We start from the raw sequence: 17799 nt of genomic DNA on the forward strand, positions 1-17799 counted from the left end.
CCGGTGACCTTTTCGTGACCTGAAAGCCGCGTGTTCGACCTTGACCACCGCGCCGGCGGCAGAGCTCAGCACCTGGAGGTACCTGCCGTGTCCTTGCCCGCCGCCCTGCTGACCGTCGCCGCCGCGTCGCCGACCCCGACCCCCTCGGGGTCGGCCACGGCGCCCGCGGTGCCCTCGCTCCAGGACGCCCAGGAGAGCGCCACCAACGCCGCCAGCTGGGTCGAGCAGAACTGGTCCACGTGGCTCGCGATCGGCCTGCGGGTGCTGTTGATCATCGTGATCGCGGCGGTGCTGAGAGGGATGGTGCGGCGGTCGATCACCAAGCTCATCGACCGGATGAACCGCACGGTGCAGGCGGTCGACGGCACGGCGCTCGGCGGACTGCTGGTGAACGCGGAGCGCCGCCGTCAGCGCTCGCAGGCGATCGGCTCGGTGCTGCGCTCGGTGGCGTCCTTCCTCATCGTCGGCACCGGCGCGCTGATGGTCCTGGCCACCTTCCAGATCAACCTGGCCCCGCTGCTGGCCTCCGCCGGTGTCGCGGGCGTGGCGATCGGTTTCGGCGCGCGCAACCTGGTCACGGACTTCCTGTCCGGCGTCTTCATGATCCTTGAGGACCAGTACGGCGTCGGGGACCAGATCGACGCGGGCGTCGCCTCCGGTGAGGTCATAGAGGTCGGCCTGCGGGTGACCAAGCTGCGCGGCGCCATGGGCGAGATCTGGTACGTCCGCAACGGCGAGGTGAAGCGCATCGGCAACCTCTCCCAGGGCTGGGCCACGGCCGGTGTCGACGTGACCGTCCGCTCCGCCGAGAGCCTGGACCGCGTGAAGGCGACGCTGGACGCCGTCGCCGAGCGGATGAGCAAGGAGGAGCCGTGGAACGAACTGCTCTGGGGGCCGGTGGAGGTTCTCGGCCTCGACAGTGTGCTGATCGACTCCATGGTCGTCCGCGTCTCCGCCAAGACGATGCCGGGCAAGTCGGTGACCGTCGAGCGCGAGCTGCGCTGGCGGATCAAGCGGGCCTTCGACGAGGCGCACATCCGTATCGTCGGCGGCGCGACGGCGGACCCGGCGGACGAGCCGGTGGACCCCACCGAGGCGATGGCGGCACCTTCGGCGTACTCCAACGCGGCCTCCCCGCAGGCGGAGGCCGCGTCCCCGCTCGCACCGCAGCGGCCGGCCACGGGACGGTAGGCGGAACGAGCGCGCACGGCGACACCCGCGAGCGGAACGGTTCGGCCCACTCGTCCGGGTGAACGCAGACGGAATGCCGGGTCGCCCCGCGTCCGAGTGCCGCAGCGTTCTGCCCGGGGCACCCAGCTGCGACGACGTCCCGCCTTCTCGTCCCGTCCCTTCCCGCCCCGCAGGTAACGAGTCTGTTGCCGCCGGGGCGGTCGCTATTGACGCCTCCTTCGCCGCGGGCTTACGTTCCTCCCACCCCCAATAGGAAACTTTCCTAACAGTGATCACGCGTCCGTCACCGCGACCCGGCGGTGGACTTTCCCGTGATCGTGTTGCGAAGCTGGGCAGTTGACCGGGACGTCGAGAGGCAGGTGGCGTGGCTCATGGACGGGATCGCGGGAACCGCGGGCACTGCCCGCACCGCAGGCGCGGCGGGACCCGCCGGCACCCCCGGCACGCCCCGCGTGCTGCGCGCCATGAACGACCGCGCCGCCCTCGACCTCCTCCTCCAGCACGGGCCGCTCTCCCGCACCCGGATCGGCAAGCTCACGGGGCTGTCCAAACCGACCGCCTCCCAGCTGCTGGCCCGGCTGGAGGCGGCGGGGCTCGTCCTCGCCACCGGCACGAGCGAGGGGCGCCCCGGCCCCAACGCCCAGCTGTACGTGGTCAATCCGGGCGCCGCGCACGCCGCCGGGCTCGACGTCACCCCGGAGCGGATCCGCGCCGCCGTCGCGGACGTCACCGGCCGCACGGTGGGCGAGTTCGAGCTGCCCACCCCCGGCCGGCACCCCGCCCAGCCCGTCGTACGGCAGGTGACCGACGCCCTCGACGGCGCGGTGAAGGCGGCGGGGCTGGCCCGGGACGACATCCACCGGCTGGTGATCGGCACGCCGGGCGCCTTCGACCCCAACACCGGCCGGCTGCGGTACGCCTCGCACCTGCCCGGCTGGCACTCCCCGGCGCTGCTCGACGAACTCGCCGCGGCGCTGCCCATGCCGGTCGAGTACGAGAACGACGTCAACCTCGTGGCCATCGCCGAACAGCGGCTCGGCGCCGCCCGCGGACACGGCGACTTCGTCCTGCTGTGGAACGAGGGCGGCCTCGGCGCCGCCCTGGTGCTCGGCGGCCGGCTGCACCGCGGCTGGACCGGCGGCGCCGGCGAGGTCGGCTTCCTGCCGGTGCCCGGCACCCCCCTGGTACGGCAGGTGACCAAGGCCAACAGCGGCGGCTACCAGGCGCTGGCCGGCTCCCAGGCGCTGCCCGCCCTCGCCCGCGAACTCGGCGTCACCGACCTGCCGACGGGCCCCTACGCCGAGGCCGCGGCGGCCCTCGTGACCCGCGCCGCCGCCGCCGAGGACGGGCCGCACCTGCGGTTCCTGGAGACCTACGCGACACATCTCGCCACCGGTCTCGCCTCCCTCGTCTCCGTCCTCGACCCCGAACTCGTCGTCCTCAGCGGCGCCTCCCTCACCTCGGGCGGCGAGCGCCTGCGCGCTCTGGTCCAGGAGGAGCTGGCCGAACTGGCGGCCTCACGCCCCCGGCTCGTCGTCGGCGACGTGCACGAACACCCCGTGCTGCGCGGCGCGTTGGAGAGCGCGCTGGCGGCCACCCGCGACGAGGTCTTCGACACCTCGCGCTGAGCCCACCCGGCCCGACCGACCTCCCCCCGCACCGACACCGCCTCGCCCGCCCCGTCCCAGGGAGACCTCGCCATGCCCGGAATATCCCGGAAAGCGGCTACCGCGCTCGCCGCCTCCGCCTCCATCGCCCTGCTCGCCACCGCCTGTACCGGCCAGTCCTCCTCCGGTGCCTCCGACGACGCCTCGAAGGACACCACCATCAACTTCTGGCACGCCTGGAGCGCGCCGAACGAGGTCGCGGGCGTCAAGGCGCTGGTCACCGGGTTCGAGAAGGCGCACCCCAACATCCATGTGAACGTGGTCGGCAACATGACCGACGACAAGATCAACCAGGCGCTGCGGACCGGCGGCGACAAGGCCCCGGACGTGATCTCGTCGTTCACGACGAACAACGTGGGCAAGTTCTGCTCCTCGGGCGCCCTGGTCGACCTCGACCCCTTCTTCAAGAAGGCGGGCATCGACCCGGAGACGACGTTCCCCAAGGCGATGAACGAGTACACCGCGTTCGACGGCGACCGCTGCACCGCACCGCTGCTGGGCGACGCCTACGGCCTCTACTACAACAAGACGGCGTTCAGGAAGGCGGGCATCACCAGCCCGCCCAAGACGTGGAGCGAGTTCGAGTCCGACGCGAAGAAGCTGACGATCACCAAGGGCGACTCGTACTCCCAGCTGGGGTTCATGCCGGACTACCACGGCTGGGAGACCACGACCGAGCACTACTTCGCGCAGTTCTCGCCGACGTACTTCGACAAGAGCGGCAAGTCGACGCTGGCCACGGACCCCGCCTTCACGGCCGGATTCACCCTGCAGAAGAAGCTCGTCGACGACCTCGGCGGCTTCAGGAAGCTGGAGACCTACCGCGCCACGCTCGGCGACGAGTGGGGCGACAAGCACCCCTTCCACACCGGCCAGGTGGCGATGCAGCTCGACGGCGAGTGGCGGCTGGGGATGGCGCTGGCGGCCCAGCCGAAGTTCGACATCGGCGTGGCCCCGCTGCCCGTCCCCGACGACCGGGCGGCCCAGTACGGCAAGGGCTACATCACCGGCACGATCGCCGGCATCGCCGCCACCAGCAAGAAGCAGAACGCGGCCTGGGAGTTCCTGAAGTACGTCACCACCGACACGGACGCGGTGGTCGGCTTCTCCAACGCCATCCACAACGTGCCGTCAACGCTCGCCGCCCTGAAGTCCCCGAAGCTGAAGTACGACCCGCGCTTCAAGACGTTCCTGGACATCGCGGCGAACCCGGAGTCGACGACAAGTCCCGCCTCGATCAACGGCGGTGTGTACCTGACGACGATCCAGCAGTTCGGGTACGACTACGAGAGCGGCAAGGCCAAGAACCTCCGGTCCGGTCTGGCGAGCACCGCCGAGCAGATCGACACGGACATCGCGCAGGCGAAGTAGCGACGACATGAGCACCGTCACTCTCGCCGCCAAGCGCCGCCGGTCGGCGCTGCGCACCCTCGCCTTCATGTCGCCCTGGCTCATCGGCTTCGCGGTCTTCTTCGCCTACCCGCTGATCTCGACGGTCTACTTCTCGTTCATGCACTACGACGGCTTCAGGCCGCCCACGTGGGTCGGCACGAAGAACTGGGCGTACGTCTTCCGGAACTATCCGTACTTCTGGCCCGCGATGCGCAACACCCTGTGGCTGGTCGTGGTGATGGTCAGCCTCCGGGTCGTCTTCGGGCTGGGCGTCGGGCTGCTGATCACCAAGATCAAGACGGGCACGGGGATCTTCCGGACCCTCTTCTACCTGCCCTACCTGGCCCCGCCGGTGGCGGCGACGATGGCGTTCGCGTTCCTCCTCAACCCCGGTACCGGGCCGGTCAACTCGATCCTGGAGAAGGTCGGCGTCCCGGCCCCCGGCTGGTTCAACGACCCCTCCTGGTCCAAGCCGGCCCTCACCCTGCTCGCCCTGTGGGGCATCGGCGACCTGATGGTCATCTTCATGGCCGCGCTGCTCGACGTACCCCAGGAGCAGTACGAGGCGGCGGAGTTGGACGGCGCGTCCGCCTGGCAGCGGTTCCGGTACGTCACCCTGCCGAACATCTCGCCGATCGTGATGTTCGCCGTGGTCACCGGGGTGATCCAGACGATGCAGTACTACACGCAGCCGCTCATCGCCGGGAAGGTGGCCTCCGGGGTGATCCAGGGCGCCGGCACCCAGTTCGAGCCCGGCTACCCGGAGAAGTCCACGCTCACCCTTCCCCAGCTCGTCTACAACCTCGGCTTCCAGCGCTTCGACTACGGCTCGGCCTGCGTGGTGGCACTCGTCCTCTTCGCCCTGTCGATGGTGTTCACCGCGTTTTTGATGCGGCGCCGGGGCGGCCTCAACCTGGCAGGTGACTGAACCCATGGCCCAAGTACTCGACAAACCGCTGGAGTTGCGGGCTCCCGTCTCGCCCGCCGAGCGCACCGCCCGCCGCAAGGCGCTCCTGGAGTGGGTCGCCGTCCACTCGCTGGGCTTGGCCGCCGCGCTCTTCTTCACCCTCCCCTTCGTGTTCGTCCTCCTGACCTCGCTGATGAGCGACAGCCAGGCCCTGAGCCGGGACCTGCTCCCGCACACCTGGGAGTGGGGCAACTACCGCAAGGTCCTCGACACCCCGGGCTTCCTCACCTGGTGGAAGAACACCCTGGTCTACGCCGGCCTCGGCACCGTCCTGACCGTCGTGTCGTCGATCCCGGTGGCGTACGCGCTGGCCAAGTTCCGCTTCCGGGGCCGGAATCTGTCGCTGATGCTGGTCATCTCGATGATGATGCTGCCGCCGCAGGTCGTCATCATTCCGATGTACCTCTTCTGGGCGAAACAGCTGGATCTGTCGGGCACACTGTGGCCGCTGATCATCCCGATGGCGTTCGGGGACGCCTTCTCCATCTTCCTGCTCCGCCAGTTCCTGCTGACGATCCCGAACGAGTACCTGGACGCGGCCAGGGTCGACGGCTGCGGCGAACTGCGCACCCTGCTCAGGGTCGTACTGCCGATGGCCCGTCCGGGCATCGCGGCCGTCGCCCTCTTCCAGTTCTTCTACGCCTGGAACGACTACTTCGGCCCGCAGATCTACGCGTCCGAGAACCCCGGTGCCTGGACGCTGAGTTACGGCCTGGAGTCGTTCAAGGGCGCGCACCACACCGACTGGAACCTCACCATGGCCGCCACCATCCTGGTCATGGCCCCCGTGATCCTCGTGTTCTTCTTCGCCCAGAAGGCGTTCGTCGAAGGCGTCACGCTCACCGGAGTGAAGGGCTGAACCTCGCACATGAAACTCACCGTGGTCGGCGGAGGCTCGACCTACACCCCCGAACTCATCGACGGTTTCGCCCGGTTGAGGGACACACTGCCCGTCGAGGAACTCGTGCTCGTCGACCCGGCGGCCGACCGGCTGGAGCTGGTCGGCGGGCTCGCCCGGCGCATCTTCGCCAGGCAGGGCCACGACGGACGGATCGTCACCACCAGCGACCTGGACGCCGGCGTGGAGGGCGCCGACGCGGTGCTGCTCCAGCTCCGCGTGGGCGGCCAGGCCGCCCGGCAGCAGGACGAGACCTGGCCCCTGGAGTGCGGCTGCGTGGGCCAGGAGACCACCGGCGCGGGCGGCCTCGCCAAGGCGCTGCGCACGGTGCCGGTCGTCCTCGACATCGCCGAACGGGTGCGCCGTAGCAGCCCGGACGCCTGGATCATCGACTTCACCAACCCGGTGGGGATCGTCACCCGCGCCCTGCTCCAGGCCGGCCACAAGGCGGTCGGGCTCTGCAACGTGGCGATCGGCTTCCAGCGGAAGTTCGCCGGAATGCTCGGCGTCGCCCCCGCCGACATCCACCTCGACCACGTGGGGCTCAACCACCTCACCTGGGAGACGAGCGTGCGACTCGGCGGCCCCGAGGGCGAGAACGTCCTGCCCCGGCTGCTCGCCGCGCACGGCGACTCGATCGCCGACGACCTGCGCCTGCCCCGGCGCCTCCTGGACCGGCTCGGGGTCGTGCCGTCGTACTACCTGCGGTACTTCTACGCGCACGACGAGGTGGTGCGCGAACTGCGTACCAAGCCGTCCCGCGCCGCCCAAGTGGCCGAGATGGAGCGCGAGTTGCTGACGATGTACGCCGATCCCGCGCTGGCCGAGAAGCCGGCGCTGCTCGCCCAACGCGGCGGCGCCTACTACTCGGAGGCCGCCGTGGACCTCGCGGCCTCGCTGCTCGGCGGGGGCGGCAGCCCCTACCAGGTGGTGAACACCCACAACCGGGGGACCCTGCCGTTCCTGCCGGCCGACGCGGTGATCGAGGTGCAGGCCGCCGTCGGCCCCAAGGGGGCGACCCCGCTGCCGGTGCCGGAGGTCGACCCGCTCTACGCGGGCCTGATGGCGAGCGTCACCGCCTACGAGGACCTCGCCCTGGAGACCGCGCTGCACGGCGGCCGGGACCGACTCTTCCGGACCCTGCTCTCGCACCCCCTGATCGGCCAGTACGAGTACGCCGAAGCCCTCACCGACCAGCTGATCGCGCACAACCGGGAGCACCTCGCGTGGGCCTGACCGCAAGTGTCCTCGCCATCGACGCGGGCAACAGCAAGACCGACGTCGCGGTTGTGGCGGCCGACGGAGAGGTGCTCGCCACGGCCCGCGGCGGCGGGTTCCGGCCGCCGGTCGTGGGGATCGGGACGGCGGTGGACGCCCTCGCGGAGGCTACCGCCCGGGCCTTCGCGGACGCCGGTGTCACCTCGGTCGACCATGTGTCGGCCTGTCTGGCCAACGCCGACTTCCCCGTGGAGGAAGAGGAGTTGGGCGCCGCGCTGCACGCGCGCGGCTGGGGCGCGAGCACCGTGGTGCGCAACGACACCTTCGCGATCCTGCGGGCGGGCATCCCCGCACCGCGCGGGGTCGCCGTGGTGTGCGGGGCGGGCATCAACTGCGTCGGCATGCGTCCCGACGGCCGCACCGCCCGTTTCCCCGCCATCGGCCGCATCTCCGGTGACTGGGGCGGCGGTTGGGGCCTCGCGGAGGAGGCCCTGTGGCACGCGGCCCGCGCGGAGGACGGGCGCGGCGCCCCGACCGGGCTGGCGCGCACGCTCCCGGCGTACTTCGGACTGGACACCATGTACGCCCTCATCGAGGCGCTGCACCTCGAACGGGTCGCACCGGACCGCCGGCACGAACTGACCCCGGTGCTCTTCGCGACGGCGGCGGACGGCGATCCGGTCGCCCGCTCGCTGGTGGACCGGCTGGCGGACGAGGTGACGACGATGGCCGTGGTCGCGCTGACCCGTCTCGACCTGCTCGACGAGGAGGCGCCGGTACTGCTCGGCGGTAGTGTCCTCGCCGCCCGGCACCCCCAACTGGACGACCGGATCGCGGAGTTGCTGGCCGCCCGGGCGCCCAAGGCGGTAGCGACCGTCGTCACCGCGCGCCCGGTGCTCGGCGCCGTCCTGCTCGGGCTCGACCGGACCCAGGCGCCGCCCGCCGCACACGCCCGGGCGCGGGCCCACTACGAGCGCTGACTTGCGGGAACCGAACAGATTCCCACCGCGTATTCATGGACAGGGGGGCGGATCGGGGCGTTGGGTGGTGCCGGAAATCCGGCTGCCGCGCTGCGATCCGATCAAGATCCAGCGAAGGCCGGTGCGGAATGTCAGTCCGGGCGGCGATACTTGCGGCGACGGAATGACCCTGGGGGAGGTCAGCAGTGACACAACCGCCGAAGAGCAGCGGGGCGCCACCGGGTTCCGGCGTGCCCACGATGCCGGCCCTGCCGCCGCAGGGGGGCGGGCCCGCTCCGGCCGCGCCCGTGCGGGCTCCGGCGCCGGCTCCGGCCCGGCGTACGGCCTTCTCGGAGGGCGTCGACCGGCTGCGCGCGGCGGCCACCACCGAGCCGGGGCGGCTGCGGGTCATCGGCGCCGTACTGGCCGTCCTCGTCGTCGCGTTCGGCGCGGTCACCGCGTGGCAGACCGACAGCCGGGCCACGGCCGCCGACGACGTCCTCCACCACAGCCAGCCGCTCAGCTCCGACGCGGCGAACGTCTACCGCTCGCTGGCCGACGCCGACACCATGGCGGCCACCGGCTACCTGGCCGGCCCGAAGGAGTCCACGGCGACCCGCGCGCGCTACGAGCGGGACATCCGCACGGCCGCCGAGAAGCTCGTCACCGCCGCCGCCAACTCCGCCCCGGGTTCGTCGTCGGCCGCCACCATCGCCGAACTCAACGAGCTGCTGCCGGAGTACAAGGGCCTGGTCGAGTCGGCCCGCGCCAACAACCGGCAGGGCTTCCCGGTGGGCGGCGCGTATCTGCGCGCCGCGAACGACACCATGCAGAACAGGATGCTCCCGGCCGCCGAGGATCTCTACACCAAGGAGAACCAGCGGCTGAACGCCGACTACGCGGACGCGACACCGTACCCGTGGGCGGCGATCGCCCTCGGAGTCGTCGCGCTGGGCGGCCTGGCCTGGGCGATGCGCCGCCACTACCTGCGGACGAACCGGGTGTTGAACCAGGGCCTGGTCGCCGCCTCCGCGACCACCGCCGTCGTCCTGCTCTGGCTGGTCGTCGGCCACACCGTCGCGCGCTCGGGCCTCGACGACTCCTACGACCACGGCGTCAGGTCGCTCACCGTGCTGCACGACGCCCGAATCGCCTCCCTGAAGGCCCGCAGCGACGAGAACCTGACGCTGATCAGCCGGGGCGCCAAGACGAAGACGCTGAAGAACAAGAAGGTCATGGACGCCTACGACTGGGCGTACGACCAGGAGATCGCCAAGCTGGGCAGGACGCTCAAGCAGGCCGACGCCCTCGCCGACGACTCGGCGGGCCGCAAGCCCGTGGCCGTCGCCAACAGCTCCATGAAGGTCTGGATCTCCCGGCACGGCTCGGCCAGCAACGCCAACGAGGAGGGGCTGTACCAGGAGGCCCGCGACGACGTGATCGGCAAGGACAAGTCGACGGGCGAGTGCTTCGACGCCGTGGACGCCTCGCTGGAGTCGGCGCTGACGCATGAGACGGACGAGTTCCAACAGGCCGCCGGTGACGGCCGGTCCGCGATGACGGGTCTGACCGCCGGCTCCGCCGCGCTCGCCCTGCTCGGGGCGGCCGGAGCCGTACTGGGCATCGGGCGCAGGCTGTCGGAGTACCGGTGAAAGGGGGCGTGACGATGAGTGCACAGCGTCTGCGAGCCGGCCTCAGGGGCTGGGGCGGTGTCGGGGCGATGGCGGTCCTCTGCGCCCTCGCCCTCGCGTTCGTCCTGCTGCTGCCGCGCGCCCGGCCGGGCGGTGACGGCGAGCTGGCGGCCACCGGCCCGCGGGCGGCGGAGGCCACCCAGGCCCGGGCCGGTTCCTGCGTCGACAGCACCGCCCAGGACCTCAGCCCGGCGCCGTCCGGCGCCGACGGCGCCGCCATCGACGCGATCAAGTCCCGCGGCTACCTCACGGTGGGCGTCGACCAGAACAGCTACCGCTGGGGCTACCGCAACCCCAACCGCGCCGACGGTGACCTGGAGGGCTTCGACATCGACCTCGTCACCGCGATCGCCAAGAACATCTTCGGCAGCTCCTACAGCGCCGACAAGATCCACCTCCGTGCCATACCGACCAACCAGCGCACCGCCGCGATCAAGAACAAGACCGTCGACATGGTGGTCCGCACCATGACGATCAGCTGCGCCCGCCTCGACGACGTCGCCTTCTCCGCGCCGTACTTCGTCACCGGCCAGCAGGTCCTCGCACCGAAGACGTCGGCGATCACGGGCTACGACACGTCGCTCGCCGGCAAGCGGATCTGCTCGGCGGCGACCTCCACGGCGTCCGCCCGGCTGGCCACGGACAAGAGGCAGCACAAGCTCCCCGCCGGCGCCGTCGTCATGGAGCCCGTCCCCAACCAGCTGGACTGTCTGGTGCGGCTCCAACTCGGCGAGGCGGACGCGGTGGTGACCGACGGCGCGCTCGCCGCGAGCCTGGCCGCCCAGGACCCCACGGTGCAACTGAAGGGCCCCCTCTTCACCAAGGAGTACTACGGCGTGGCGATGAACAGGAGCGACGTCGACCTGGTTCGCCGGGTCAACCAGATACTGGAGGGCTACCGCACCAACCCCGCCGGCTGGCGCGCGTCGTACGAGAAATGGCTGCTGCCCACCCTGGGCAAGGACTCGGAGTCGGCGAACCCGCCGGTACCGCACTACAAGTGACGGGCCGTCAGCGGCGACCGTAGAGGCCGATGGACGACGACCGGCGACCGAGACCCACGACCGACGGAACACGACAGCAGCGAGAGGTGATCGATGGGCGACACGGGACCCTCCGGGCCGGTACTGGACCGGGACGAGGTGGACCGTGCGCTGGCGCGGCTCGGCGCGGAGCACGAGGCGATCGAGACCTCGCTGCTCGCCCTCCAGGACCACGCGGGCCGCAGACTCCTCGAAGGCGCCGAGCTCACCGGCACCACCAAGGAGCGGTGGGTCTCCACTGAGGCGTCGATCACCCTGCTGTGGACGTACTTCGACGCGTACACGGCCGCCCTGCGCACCGCCCGCGACATCCGCGCCCGGCGCCGCTGGTCCAGCCGTGAGGACCTCGCGGAGCTGACCGAGCTGCTGCGCGGCGAGTGCGTCACCCTGGCCGGCTCCACCACGGCGCCGGCCGGCGCGCCGGCGCCCCTCGCAGGCGCGGGCAGACTCAGCCACCGGTACTCGCTGAGCGCCCTGGTCGACGAGATGAACGACCTGTACGCGAGTTCGCTGGACATGGTCGTCACCGCCGACGCGGTCTGGTCGGCGCTGCCCGCCCGGATCGACTTACTCGCCGCGGAGCTCCAGCGCACCCGCCGGCTCGCCCACTCCATCGGCGTCCGCCCCGGCGAACACCCGTCCGGGGACGACCTGGAGCGCATCACGCGCACGCTGACCACCCTGCGCGAGCGGGTGGTGTCCGACCCGCTCGCCTACTGGGTTCCGGCGCAGGGCAGTTCGGCGCCCGGCGGCGGCCGTCCCGACACCACGGTCTACGACCGGGAGGCGCGTGCCCTGGAGGAGGTGCGTCGCGAGATCGACGCGGTGCTGACGGTCCGTCAGGACGCGGAGGCCCGTCTCGTCCGGCTGCGCGACGTGCTCTCCCGCGCGGACCGCACGCTCGCCGAGGCGCGCACCGCGCGCGGCGAGGTCCTGGCGAAGATCGCCGCCACGGAGGTCCCCGTCGTCGGCGGTCCGCCGACCGTGCTCCAGGAGCAGCTGTCGACGGCCGCCGAGTACCGCAGACACGCGCAGTGGCACCGGCTCTCCCCTCTCCTGGAGTCCCTGGAGCAGAAGGCGGAGGACGAACTGCTGCGCGCCCGCGAGTCGTTGAGCGCGGTCACGGCCCCGCTGGCGGTCCGCGCGGAGCTGCGCGGCAGACTCGACGCCTACAAGGCGAAGGTGGCCCGGCACGGCCTCGCGGAGGATCCGCTGCTGGTCGAGCGGTACGACGCGGCCCGCCGGATGCTGTGGAGCGCGCCCTGCGATCTGCGCGTGGCCGAACAGGCGGTGCTGCGCTACCAGCAGGCGGCGGCCGAGCAGTTCGGCACCGCGCGCGGCACCCAGCAGGGCGCGCCCGAGGACCGCGGCGGGTCCGGTACGTGACGGAGAAGAGGGAGGCGACACCATGAGCGAGGCACCGCGGAAGTGCCAACGGCCCGCCTGCGAGGGGTCGTACGAGGACGTGGGCGGCGGCGAGCTGTACTGCGACACCTGTGGCCTCGCCCCGGTCGTGGCGGCGAGCGGGGCGCTCGGCTCGCCGGCCACCGGGATCACCGGTGGCGGCGCGGGCGGCGACTCCCGTACCGCGGGCGGCAGTTCGCGTACGGCATCGCAGTCATCGTCGTCGCCGTCGTCGAAGTCACGGCGCTCGGTGTCGGGGCGCCTGTCGCGCTCGGTGTCCGGGACCGGGACCGGCCGTTCGGTGTCGGTGCGCAGCTCCGGCTCCTCCTCGGGGGCGTCCTCGCGGGGCCGGCTCGGCGCGGGCCTGGTGCGGGTTCCGGGCGTACCGCGGCCCGACCCGCGCGCGATGGTCCTGGAGAACCCCGAGGTGCCCGAGCGGAAGAGATTCTGCTCGCGCTCGGACTGCGGCGCGCCGGTCGGGCGGGCCCGCGGCGAGCAGTCCGGGCGTACGGAGGGCTTCTGCACCAAGTGCGGCCACCCGTACTCCTTCGTGCCGAAGCTGGCCGGCGGGGACGTCGTGCACGGCCAGTACGAGGTGGCGGGCTGCCTCGCCCACGGCGGCCTGGGCTGGGTCTACCTCGCCGTGGACCGCGCGGTGTCGGACCGCTGGGTGGTGCTCAAGGGCCTGCTGGACACCGGCGACCAGGACGCGATGGCCGCCGCGATCTCGGAGCGGCGCTTCCTCGCCGAGATCGAGCACGCCAACATCGTGCGGATCTACAACTTCGTGGAGCACCTGGACCAGCGGACGGGTTCGCTGGACGGGTACATCGTCATGGAGTACGTCGGCGGCAAGTCCCTCAAGGAGATCGCCAACGACCGCCGCTCCCCGGCGGGCAGGCGGGACCCGCTCCCGGTGGAGCAGGCGTGCGCGTACGGCATCGAGGCCCTGGAGGCGCTCGGGCACCTGCACAGCCGCAACCTGCTGTACTGCGACTTCAAGGTCGACAACGCCATCCAGACCGAGGACCAGCTCAAGCTGATCGACATGGGCGCGGTGCGCAGGATGGACGACGAGGAGTCGGCCATCTACGGCACGGTCGGCTACCAGGCGCCGGAGGTCGCCGAGGTGGGCCCCTCGGTCGCGTCCGACCTGTACACGGTGGGCCGTACGCTCGCCGTCCTCGCCTTCGACTTCCAGGGCTACACCAACGTCTTCGTCGACTCCCTGCCCGACCCCGACAACATCGAGGTCTTCCGCCGCTACGAGTCCTTCTACCGGCTCCTGGTGCGCGCCACCGACCCCGACCCGGCCCGCCGGTTCGCCTCCGCGCAGGAGATGACCGAGCAGCTGACGGGCGTGCTGCGGGAGGTCGTGTCCCTTCAGACGGGACAGTCCCGGCCCGCCCTGTCCACCCTGTTCGGTCCCGAGACCAAGGTCCCGGACACCGAGTTGTTCCCGAAGCTGAACGGCGAGGTGTCCCGGCTCGGGGCGCGGGCGGCGCTCCCGCGCGGCGGCCCCGCCGCACCCGTGCTCCCCGCGCCGCGCGCCCAGGACGGCGGCGCCCCGGGCATCGTCAGGCCGGTCGACTCCCCCGCCGCCGCCCTCGCCCTGCCGGTCCCCCGGGTCGATCCCGACGACCCCAACGCCGGTTTCCTGGCGGGCCTGATGACCACCGCGCCCGGTGAGCTGCTCGGCGCGCTGGCCGCCGCGCCCGCGCCGTCCGTGGAGACCCGGCTGCGGCAGATCCGCGGATGGCTGGAGAACGGCGAGGCCGGGACCGGCCTGGAAGCGCTGCGGAAGCTGGAGGACGAACGCCCCGACGACTGGCGGGTGGTCTGGTACAGCGGCGTGACGGCGCTGGCCACCGGTGACGTCGAGGCCGCCGCCCTCTCCTTCGACGCGATCTACGACGCCTTCCCGGGCGAGCCCGCGCCGAAGCTGGCGCTGGGCCTCTGCGCCGAGGTGCTGGGACAACTGGACAACGCGGCCGAGTACTACCGCCTGGTCTGGTCGACCGACCCCAGCTACGTGAGCGCCGCCTTCGGCCTGGCCCGGGTCCAACTGGCCACCGGCGAGCGGGCCGACGCCGTGACGACGCTGGAGTCGGTGCCCGAGGTGTCGATCCACTACACCGCCGCGCGGGTGGCGGCCGTACGGGCGCGGCTGCGGCAGCGGACGGCGACGGCCGGTGACGCGCCGTTCCTGGCCGATCTGACGGCGTCCGCCGGGCAGGTGGAGGCGCTGGAGGAATACGGTCTGGACGCGGTCCGGCGGGAGCAGTTGTCGGCCGAGGTCCTCGGCTGCGCCCTCGACTGGATACTCTCCGGAGGCCAGGGTTCCCCCGCCGGCCGGCGGGAGCTGCTCGGCAGCGTTCTGGACGAGCGGGGGCTCCGCTTCGGCCTGGAGCGTTCGTACCGCACGCTGGCCCGGCTGGCGCGGGGCGGCGAGGAGAGGATCGACCTGGTGGAACGAGCCAACCGTTACCGCCCCCGGACGTGGGTGTAGTTGATGTCGCAGACCCCCCAGCTGTCCGCCTGCCCGAGTTGCGAGGAGCCGCTCGAAGCGGGCGACCGTTTCTGCGGTGCGTGCGGATACGACCTGTCCGCCGTGCCCGCACGGCCGGACGACAACCCGACCCTGACCATGAACGGCGCGGCATCGCCCCCGCCCGAGGAGGCCGCGGACGTGGACTGGCCAGTGGCGCCCGAACCGGGCGGCGCCGAGACCCCGCCGGCGGTACATCTGCCGACCGACCTGCCGGGCACCGACTCGGGCGGCACCCCGCTGCCGTCCGACGCCCCCGACGCGGTTCCGGCGCCCGCTCCGGGCGTACGGTTCGACCGGCCGCCGGAGCCCGACGAGTACCCGCTCCAGGCACCCGACCCCCGGGTCGCCGCGGAGACACCGACGCCGGCCGAGGGCACCCGGGTGTGCGTGGCCTGCCGCTCGGGCGGGGTCGACGACGACGGCTACTGCGAGAACTGCGGGCACGCCCAGCCCCGTGAACGCGACCACATGGAAGAGGAGTCGGGGCCCCTCGCCGCGGTCAGCGACCGCGGGCTGCGCCACCATCGCAACGAGGACGCCTTCGCCGTAGGGCAGTCGGTGCTGCCGGACGGGTCGGTGGCCCTGGTGGCGATCGTGTGCGACGGGGTGTCCTCGGCGACCCGGCCGGACGCGGCCTCGCTCGCCGCGTCGCGGGTGGCGAGCGAGTCGCTGCTGGCCGCCCTGGAGCAGAGCGCGCCTCCGCAGCAGGCGATGCACGAGGCGATCGTCGCCGCCTCGTACGCGGTCAACGCCCTTGCCCAGGAGCCCGAGACGGCCCGCGAGCACGCCCCGCACCAGAACGCGCCGGCCTGCACCCTGGTCGGCGCGATCGTCACCGCGAGCCTGCTGGTCGTCGGCTGGGTGGGCGACAGCCGCGCCTATTGGGTACCGGTGGACCGGAGTTCACCCCCGGCCCGGCTCACCGAGGACGACTCGTGGGCCGCGCAGATGGTCTCCGCGGGCCTGATGAGCGAGGCGGAGGCGTACGCCGACGAGCGGGCGCACGCGATCACCGGCTGGCTCGGCGCGGACGCGTACGAACTGGAGCCGCACACCGCCGCGTTCAAGCCGGACCGGCCCGGTGTGGTGGTGGTGTGCACGGACGGACTGTGGAACTACGCGGAGTCGGCGGAGGAGATGGCCGAGGCCCTCCCGCTCGACGCCGCCGTACGCCCCCTGCACAGCGCCCGCGTTCTGGTCGGCCACGCCCTGGACGGCGGGGGCCACGACAACGTAACAGTGGCCGTCGTACCGTTCCCCGCACCGGCGCAGGGGGCAGTATCCGGCTGAGGCCACGCACACGGGGGGCCCAGGACCGATGGGGACCGGTCCACTTAACGTCATCACCCCCTTGTACGGGGGTTCTTGAGGGGGATCAGAAGAGGCATGGCCAATTTCTCCAAGCCCGACGCGCCGCAGTTCGCTGTGGACGTCTACCAGAACGAGTATCTGCCCGAGGGCGGTCGAGAGGTCAGCGCGATCGTCACGGTCACCTCGACCGGCGGCGGCACCATCGGAAGAGCGGTCGCCGCACCCCATCTGTACTCGACCGCCACGGGCCCGGACGCCGCCGTCGCGATCATGGTCGACTGCTCGGGGTCGATGGACTATCCGCCGACCAAGATGCGCAACGCCCGGGACGCCACCGCCGCCGCGATCGACACCCTGCGCGACGGTGTGCACTTCGCGGTGATCGGCGGCACCCATGTCGCCAAGGAGGTCTACCCCGGCAACGGCAGGCTGGCGGTCGCCGACGCCGCCACCCGGGCGGGGGCCAAGCAGGCGCTGCGCAAGCTGAGCGCGGGCGGCGGCACGGCGATCGGCACCTGGCTCCGGCTCGCGGACCGACTGCTCTCCTCGGCGGAGGTCTCCATCCGGCACGGCATCCTGCTCACCGACGGCCGCAACGAGCACGAGGCACCGGAGGATCTGCAGGCGGCCCTGGACTCCTGCTCCGGACAGTTCACCTGTGACGCCCGCGGTGTCGGCACCGACTGGAAAGTGAAAGAGGTCACAGGCATCGCCTCCGCCCTGCTCGGTACGGCGGACATCGTGGCCGACCCGGCCGGCCTCGCCGACGACTTCACGCGGATGATGGAGACCGCGATGGGCAAGGAGGTCGCGGACGTGGCGCTGCGGCTGTGGACCCCGGTCGGCACCGCCATCAAGTTCGTCAAGCAAGTCGCGCCCGCCGTGGAGGAGTTGTCCGACCGCCGGACCGAGGCAGGACCGCGCGCCGGCGACTACCCCACCGGTTCCTGGGGCGACGAGTCCCGCGACTACCACGTCTGCGTCGAGGTGCCCGCCGCCGCCATCGGGCAGGAGATGCTCGCCGCCCGGATCTCACTGGTGGTGCCGCAGGCCGACGGGGGTTTCCGGAACCTGGGCGCGCAGGGGCTGGTGCGGGCGGTGTGGACCGACGACATGGCCGCGTCGACCTCCATCAACCCGCAGGTCGCGCACTACACCGGCCAGGCCGAACTGGCACAAGTCATTCAACAGGGGCTGGATCTTCGTAAATCGGGCGATGTCGACGGAGCGACGGCCAAACTGGGACGGGCCGTTCAGCTCGCCAGCGCCTCCGGGAACGCGGATACTGCGAAACTGCTTGCGAAGGTGGTGGACGTGGTCGACGCCGCGGCGGGTACTGTGCGACTGAAGGCGAAGGTCGCGGAAGCCGACGAGATGACGCTCGAAACACGGTCCACAAAGACTGTTCGTGTAAAGAAGTGACCTAGCACCACGCGAGAGCCCGGCCCCTGACGCGGGTCGGAGAAACCCGGTCATGACGACCGGAAAAGGAGAGGGGGACGCGCCG

The 17799-nt window shown here is 71.8% G+C and carries 13 protein-coding genes; all 13 read left to right on the top strand.

Annotation, left to right across the window (positions count from 1 at the left end; translation table 11 throughout):
- Positions 1-87 precede the first annotated feature (87 nt).
- The 13 genes from ABZT12_RS05690 (at position 88) to ABZT12_RS05750 (ending at position 17714) form a co-directional block, all read left to right on the top strand.
- The gene (locus ABZT12_RS05690; protein WP_356377745.1) at positions 88-1191 is read left to right on the top strand and encodes a mechanosensitive ion channel family protein; all 1104 of its coding nucleotides are present in this window, start codon (positions 88-90) and stop codon (positions 1189-1191) included.
- Between the two features lie 371 nt (positions 1192-1562).
- Positions 1563-2819: an ROK family transcriptional regulator gene (locus ABZT12_RS05695; RefSeq protein WP_356377748.1), complete on the top strand. Its 1257-nt coding sequence runs from the start codon at positions 1563-1565 to the stop codon at positions 2817-2819.
- A gap of 72 nt (positions 2820-2891) precedes the next feature.
- The gene (locus ABZT12_RS05700) at positions 2892-4229 is read left to right on the top strand and encodes an ABC transporter substrate-binding protein (protein WP_356377751.1); all 1338 of its coding nucleotides are present in this window, start codon (positions 2892-2894) and stop codon (positions 4227-4229) included.
- Between the two features lie 7 nt (positions 4230-4236).
- The gene (locus ABZT12_RS05705; RefSeq protein WP_356377754.1) at positions 4237-5178 is read left to right on the top strand and encodes a sugar ABC transporter permease; all 942 of its coding nucleotides are present in this window, start codon (positions 4237-4239) and stop codon (positions 5176-5178) included.
- A gap of 4 nt (positions 5179-5182) precedes the next feature.
- Positions 5183-6076: a carbohydrate ABC transporter permease gene (locus ABZT12_RS05710; RefSeq protein WP_356377757.1), complete on the top strand. Its 894-nt coding sequence runs from the start codon at positions 5183-5185 to the stop codon at positions 6074-6076.
- Positions 6077-6085: 9 nt separating this feature from the next.
- Positions 6086-7351 carry a 6-phospho-beta-glucosidase gene (locus ABZT12_RS05715; protein ID WP_356377760.1) on the top strand — a complete coding sequence of 422 codons (1266 nt, stop codon included), beginning with the start codon at positions 6086-6088 and terminating at the stop codon, positions 7349-7351.
- A complete protein-coding gene (locus ABZT12_RS05720) occupies positions 7342-8313 on the top strand; it encodes a BadF/BadG/BcrA/BcrD ATPase family protein (RefSeq protein ID WP_356377763.1) in 972 nt (323 codons plus the stop codon). The genes ABZT12_RS05715 and ABZT12_RS05720 overlap by 10 nt, the downstream gene beginning before the upstream one ends.
- Before the next feature lie 239 nt (positions 8314-8552).
- Complete coding sequence (locus ABZT12_RS05725; protein WP_356378120.1) at positions 8553-9944, top strand: hypothetical protein; 1392 nt, start codon at positions 8553-8555, stop codon at positions 9942-9944.
- A 14-nt stretch (positions 9945-9958) separates the two neighbouring features.
- Positions 9959-10987, top strand: coding sequence for a glutamate ABC transporter substrate-binding protein (locus ABZT12_RS05730; protein WP_356377766.1), 1029 nt, complete (start codon positions 9959-9961; stop codon positions 10985-10987).
- A gap of 93 nt (positions 10988-11080) precedes the next feature.
- Entirely contained in the window at positions 11081-12412 is a 1332-nt protein-coding gene (locus tag ABZT12_RS05735) for a hypothetical protein (protein WP_356377769.1), read from the top strand.
- A gap of 22 nt (positions 12413-12434) precedes the next feature.
- The gene (locus ABZT12_RS05740) at positions 12435-14939 is read left to right on the top strand and encodes a tetratricopeptide repeat protein (protein WP_356377772.1); all 2505 of its coding nucleotides are present in this window, start codon (positions 12435-12437) and stop codon (positions 14937-14939) included.
- Positions 14940-16271, top strand: a complete 1332-nt coding sequence (locus tag ABZT12_RS05745; RefSeq protein ID WP_356377775.1) for a protein phosphatase 2C domain-containing protein — start codon at positions 14940-14942, stop codon at positions 16269-16271.
- A 96-nt stretch (positions 16272-16367) separates the two neighbouring features.
- Positions 16368-17714: a VWA domain-containing protein gene (locus tag ABZT12_RS05750; protein WP_356377778.1), complete on the top strand. Its 1347-nt coding sequence runs from the start codon at positions 16368-16370 to the stop codon at positions 17712-17714.
- Positions 17715-17799 lie beyond the last annotated feature (85 nt).

Source organism: Streptomyces sp. NPDC005423, assembly GCF_040606415.1.
Taxonomy (GTDB): Bacteria; Actinomycetota; Actinomycetes; order Streptomycetales; family Streptomycetaceae; genus Streptomyces.

Excerpts from the sequence above, each read along its gene's own strand:
- ABZT12_RS05695 (WP_356377748.1), top strand. The coding sequence starts at position 1,563 with ATGGACGGGATCGCGGGAACCGCGGGCACTGCCCGCACCGCAGGCGCG.
- ABZT12_RS05700 (WP_356377751.1), top strand. The coding sequence starts at position 2,892 with ATGCCCGGAATATCCCGGAAAGCGGCTACCGCGCTCGCCGCCTCCGCC.
- ABZT12_RS05705 (WP_356377754.1), top strand. The coding sequence starts at position 4,237 with ATGAGCACCGTCACTCTCGCCGCCAAGCGCCGCCGGTCGGCGCTGCGC.
- ABZT12_RS05710 (WP_356377757.1), top strand. The coding sequence starts at position 5,183 with ATGGCCCAAGTACTCGACAAACCGCTGGAGTTGCGGGCTCCCGTCTCG.
- ABZT12_RS05715 (WP_356377760.1), top strand. The coding sequence starts at position 6,086 with ATGAAACTCACCGTGGTCGGCGGAGGCTCGACCTACACCCCCGAACTC.
- ABZT12_RS05725 (WP_356378120.1), top strand. The coding sequence starts at position 8,553 with ATGCCGGCCCTGCCGCCGCAGGGGGGCGGGCCCGCTCCGGCCGCGCCC.
- ABZT12_RS05730 (WP_356377766.1), top strand. The coding sequence starts at position 9,959 with ATGAGTGCACAGCGTCTGCGAGCCGGCCTCAGGGGCTGGGGCGGTGTC.
- ABZT12_RS05735 (WP_356377769.1), top strand. The coding sequence starts at position 11,081 with ATGGGCGACACGGGACCCTCCGGGCCGGTACTGGACCGGGACGAGGTG.
- ABZT12_RS05740 (WP_356377772.1), top strand. The coding sequence starts at position 12,435 with ATGAGCGAGGCACCGCGGAAGTGCCAACGGCCCGCCTGCGAGGGGTCG.
- ABZT12_RS05750 (WP_356377778.1), top strand. The coding sequence starts at position 16,368 with ATGGCCAATTTCTCCAAGCCCGACGCGCCGCAGTTCGCTGTGGACGTC.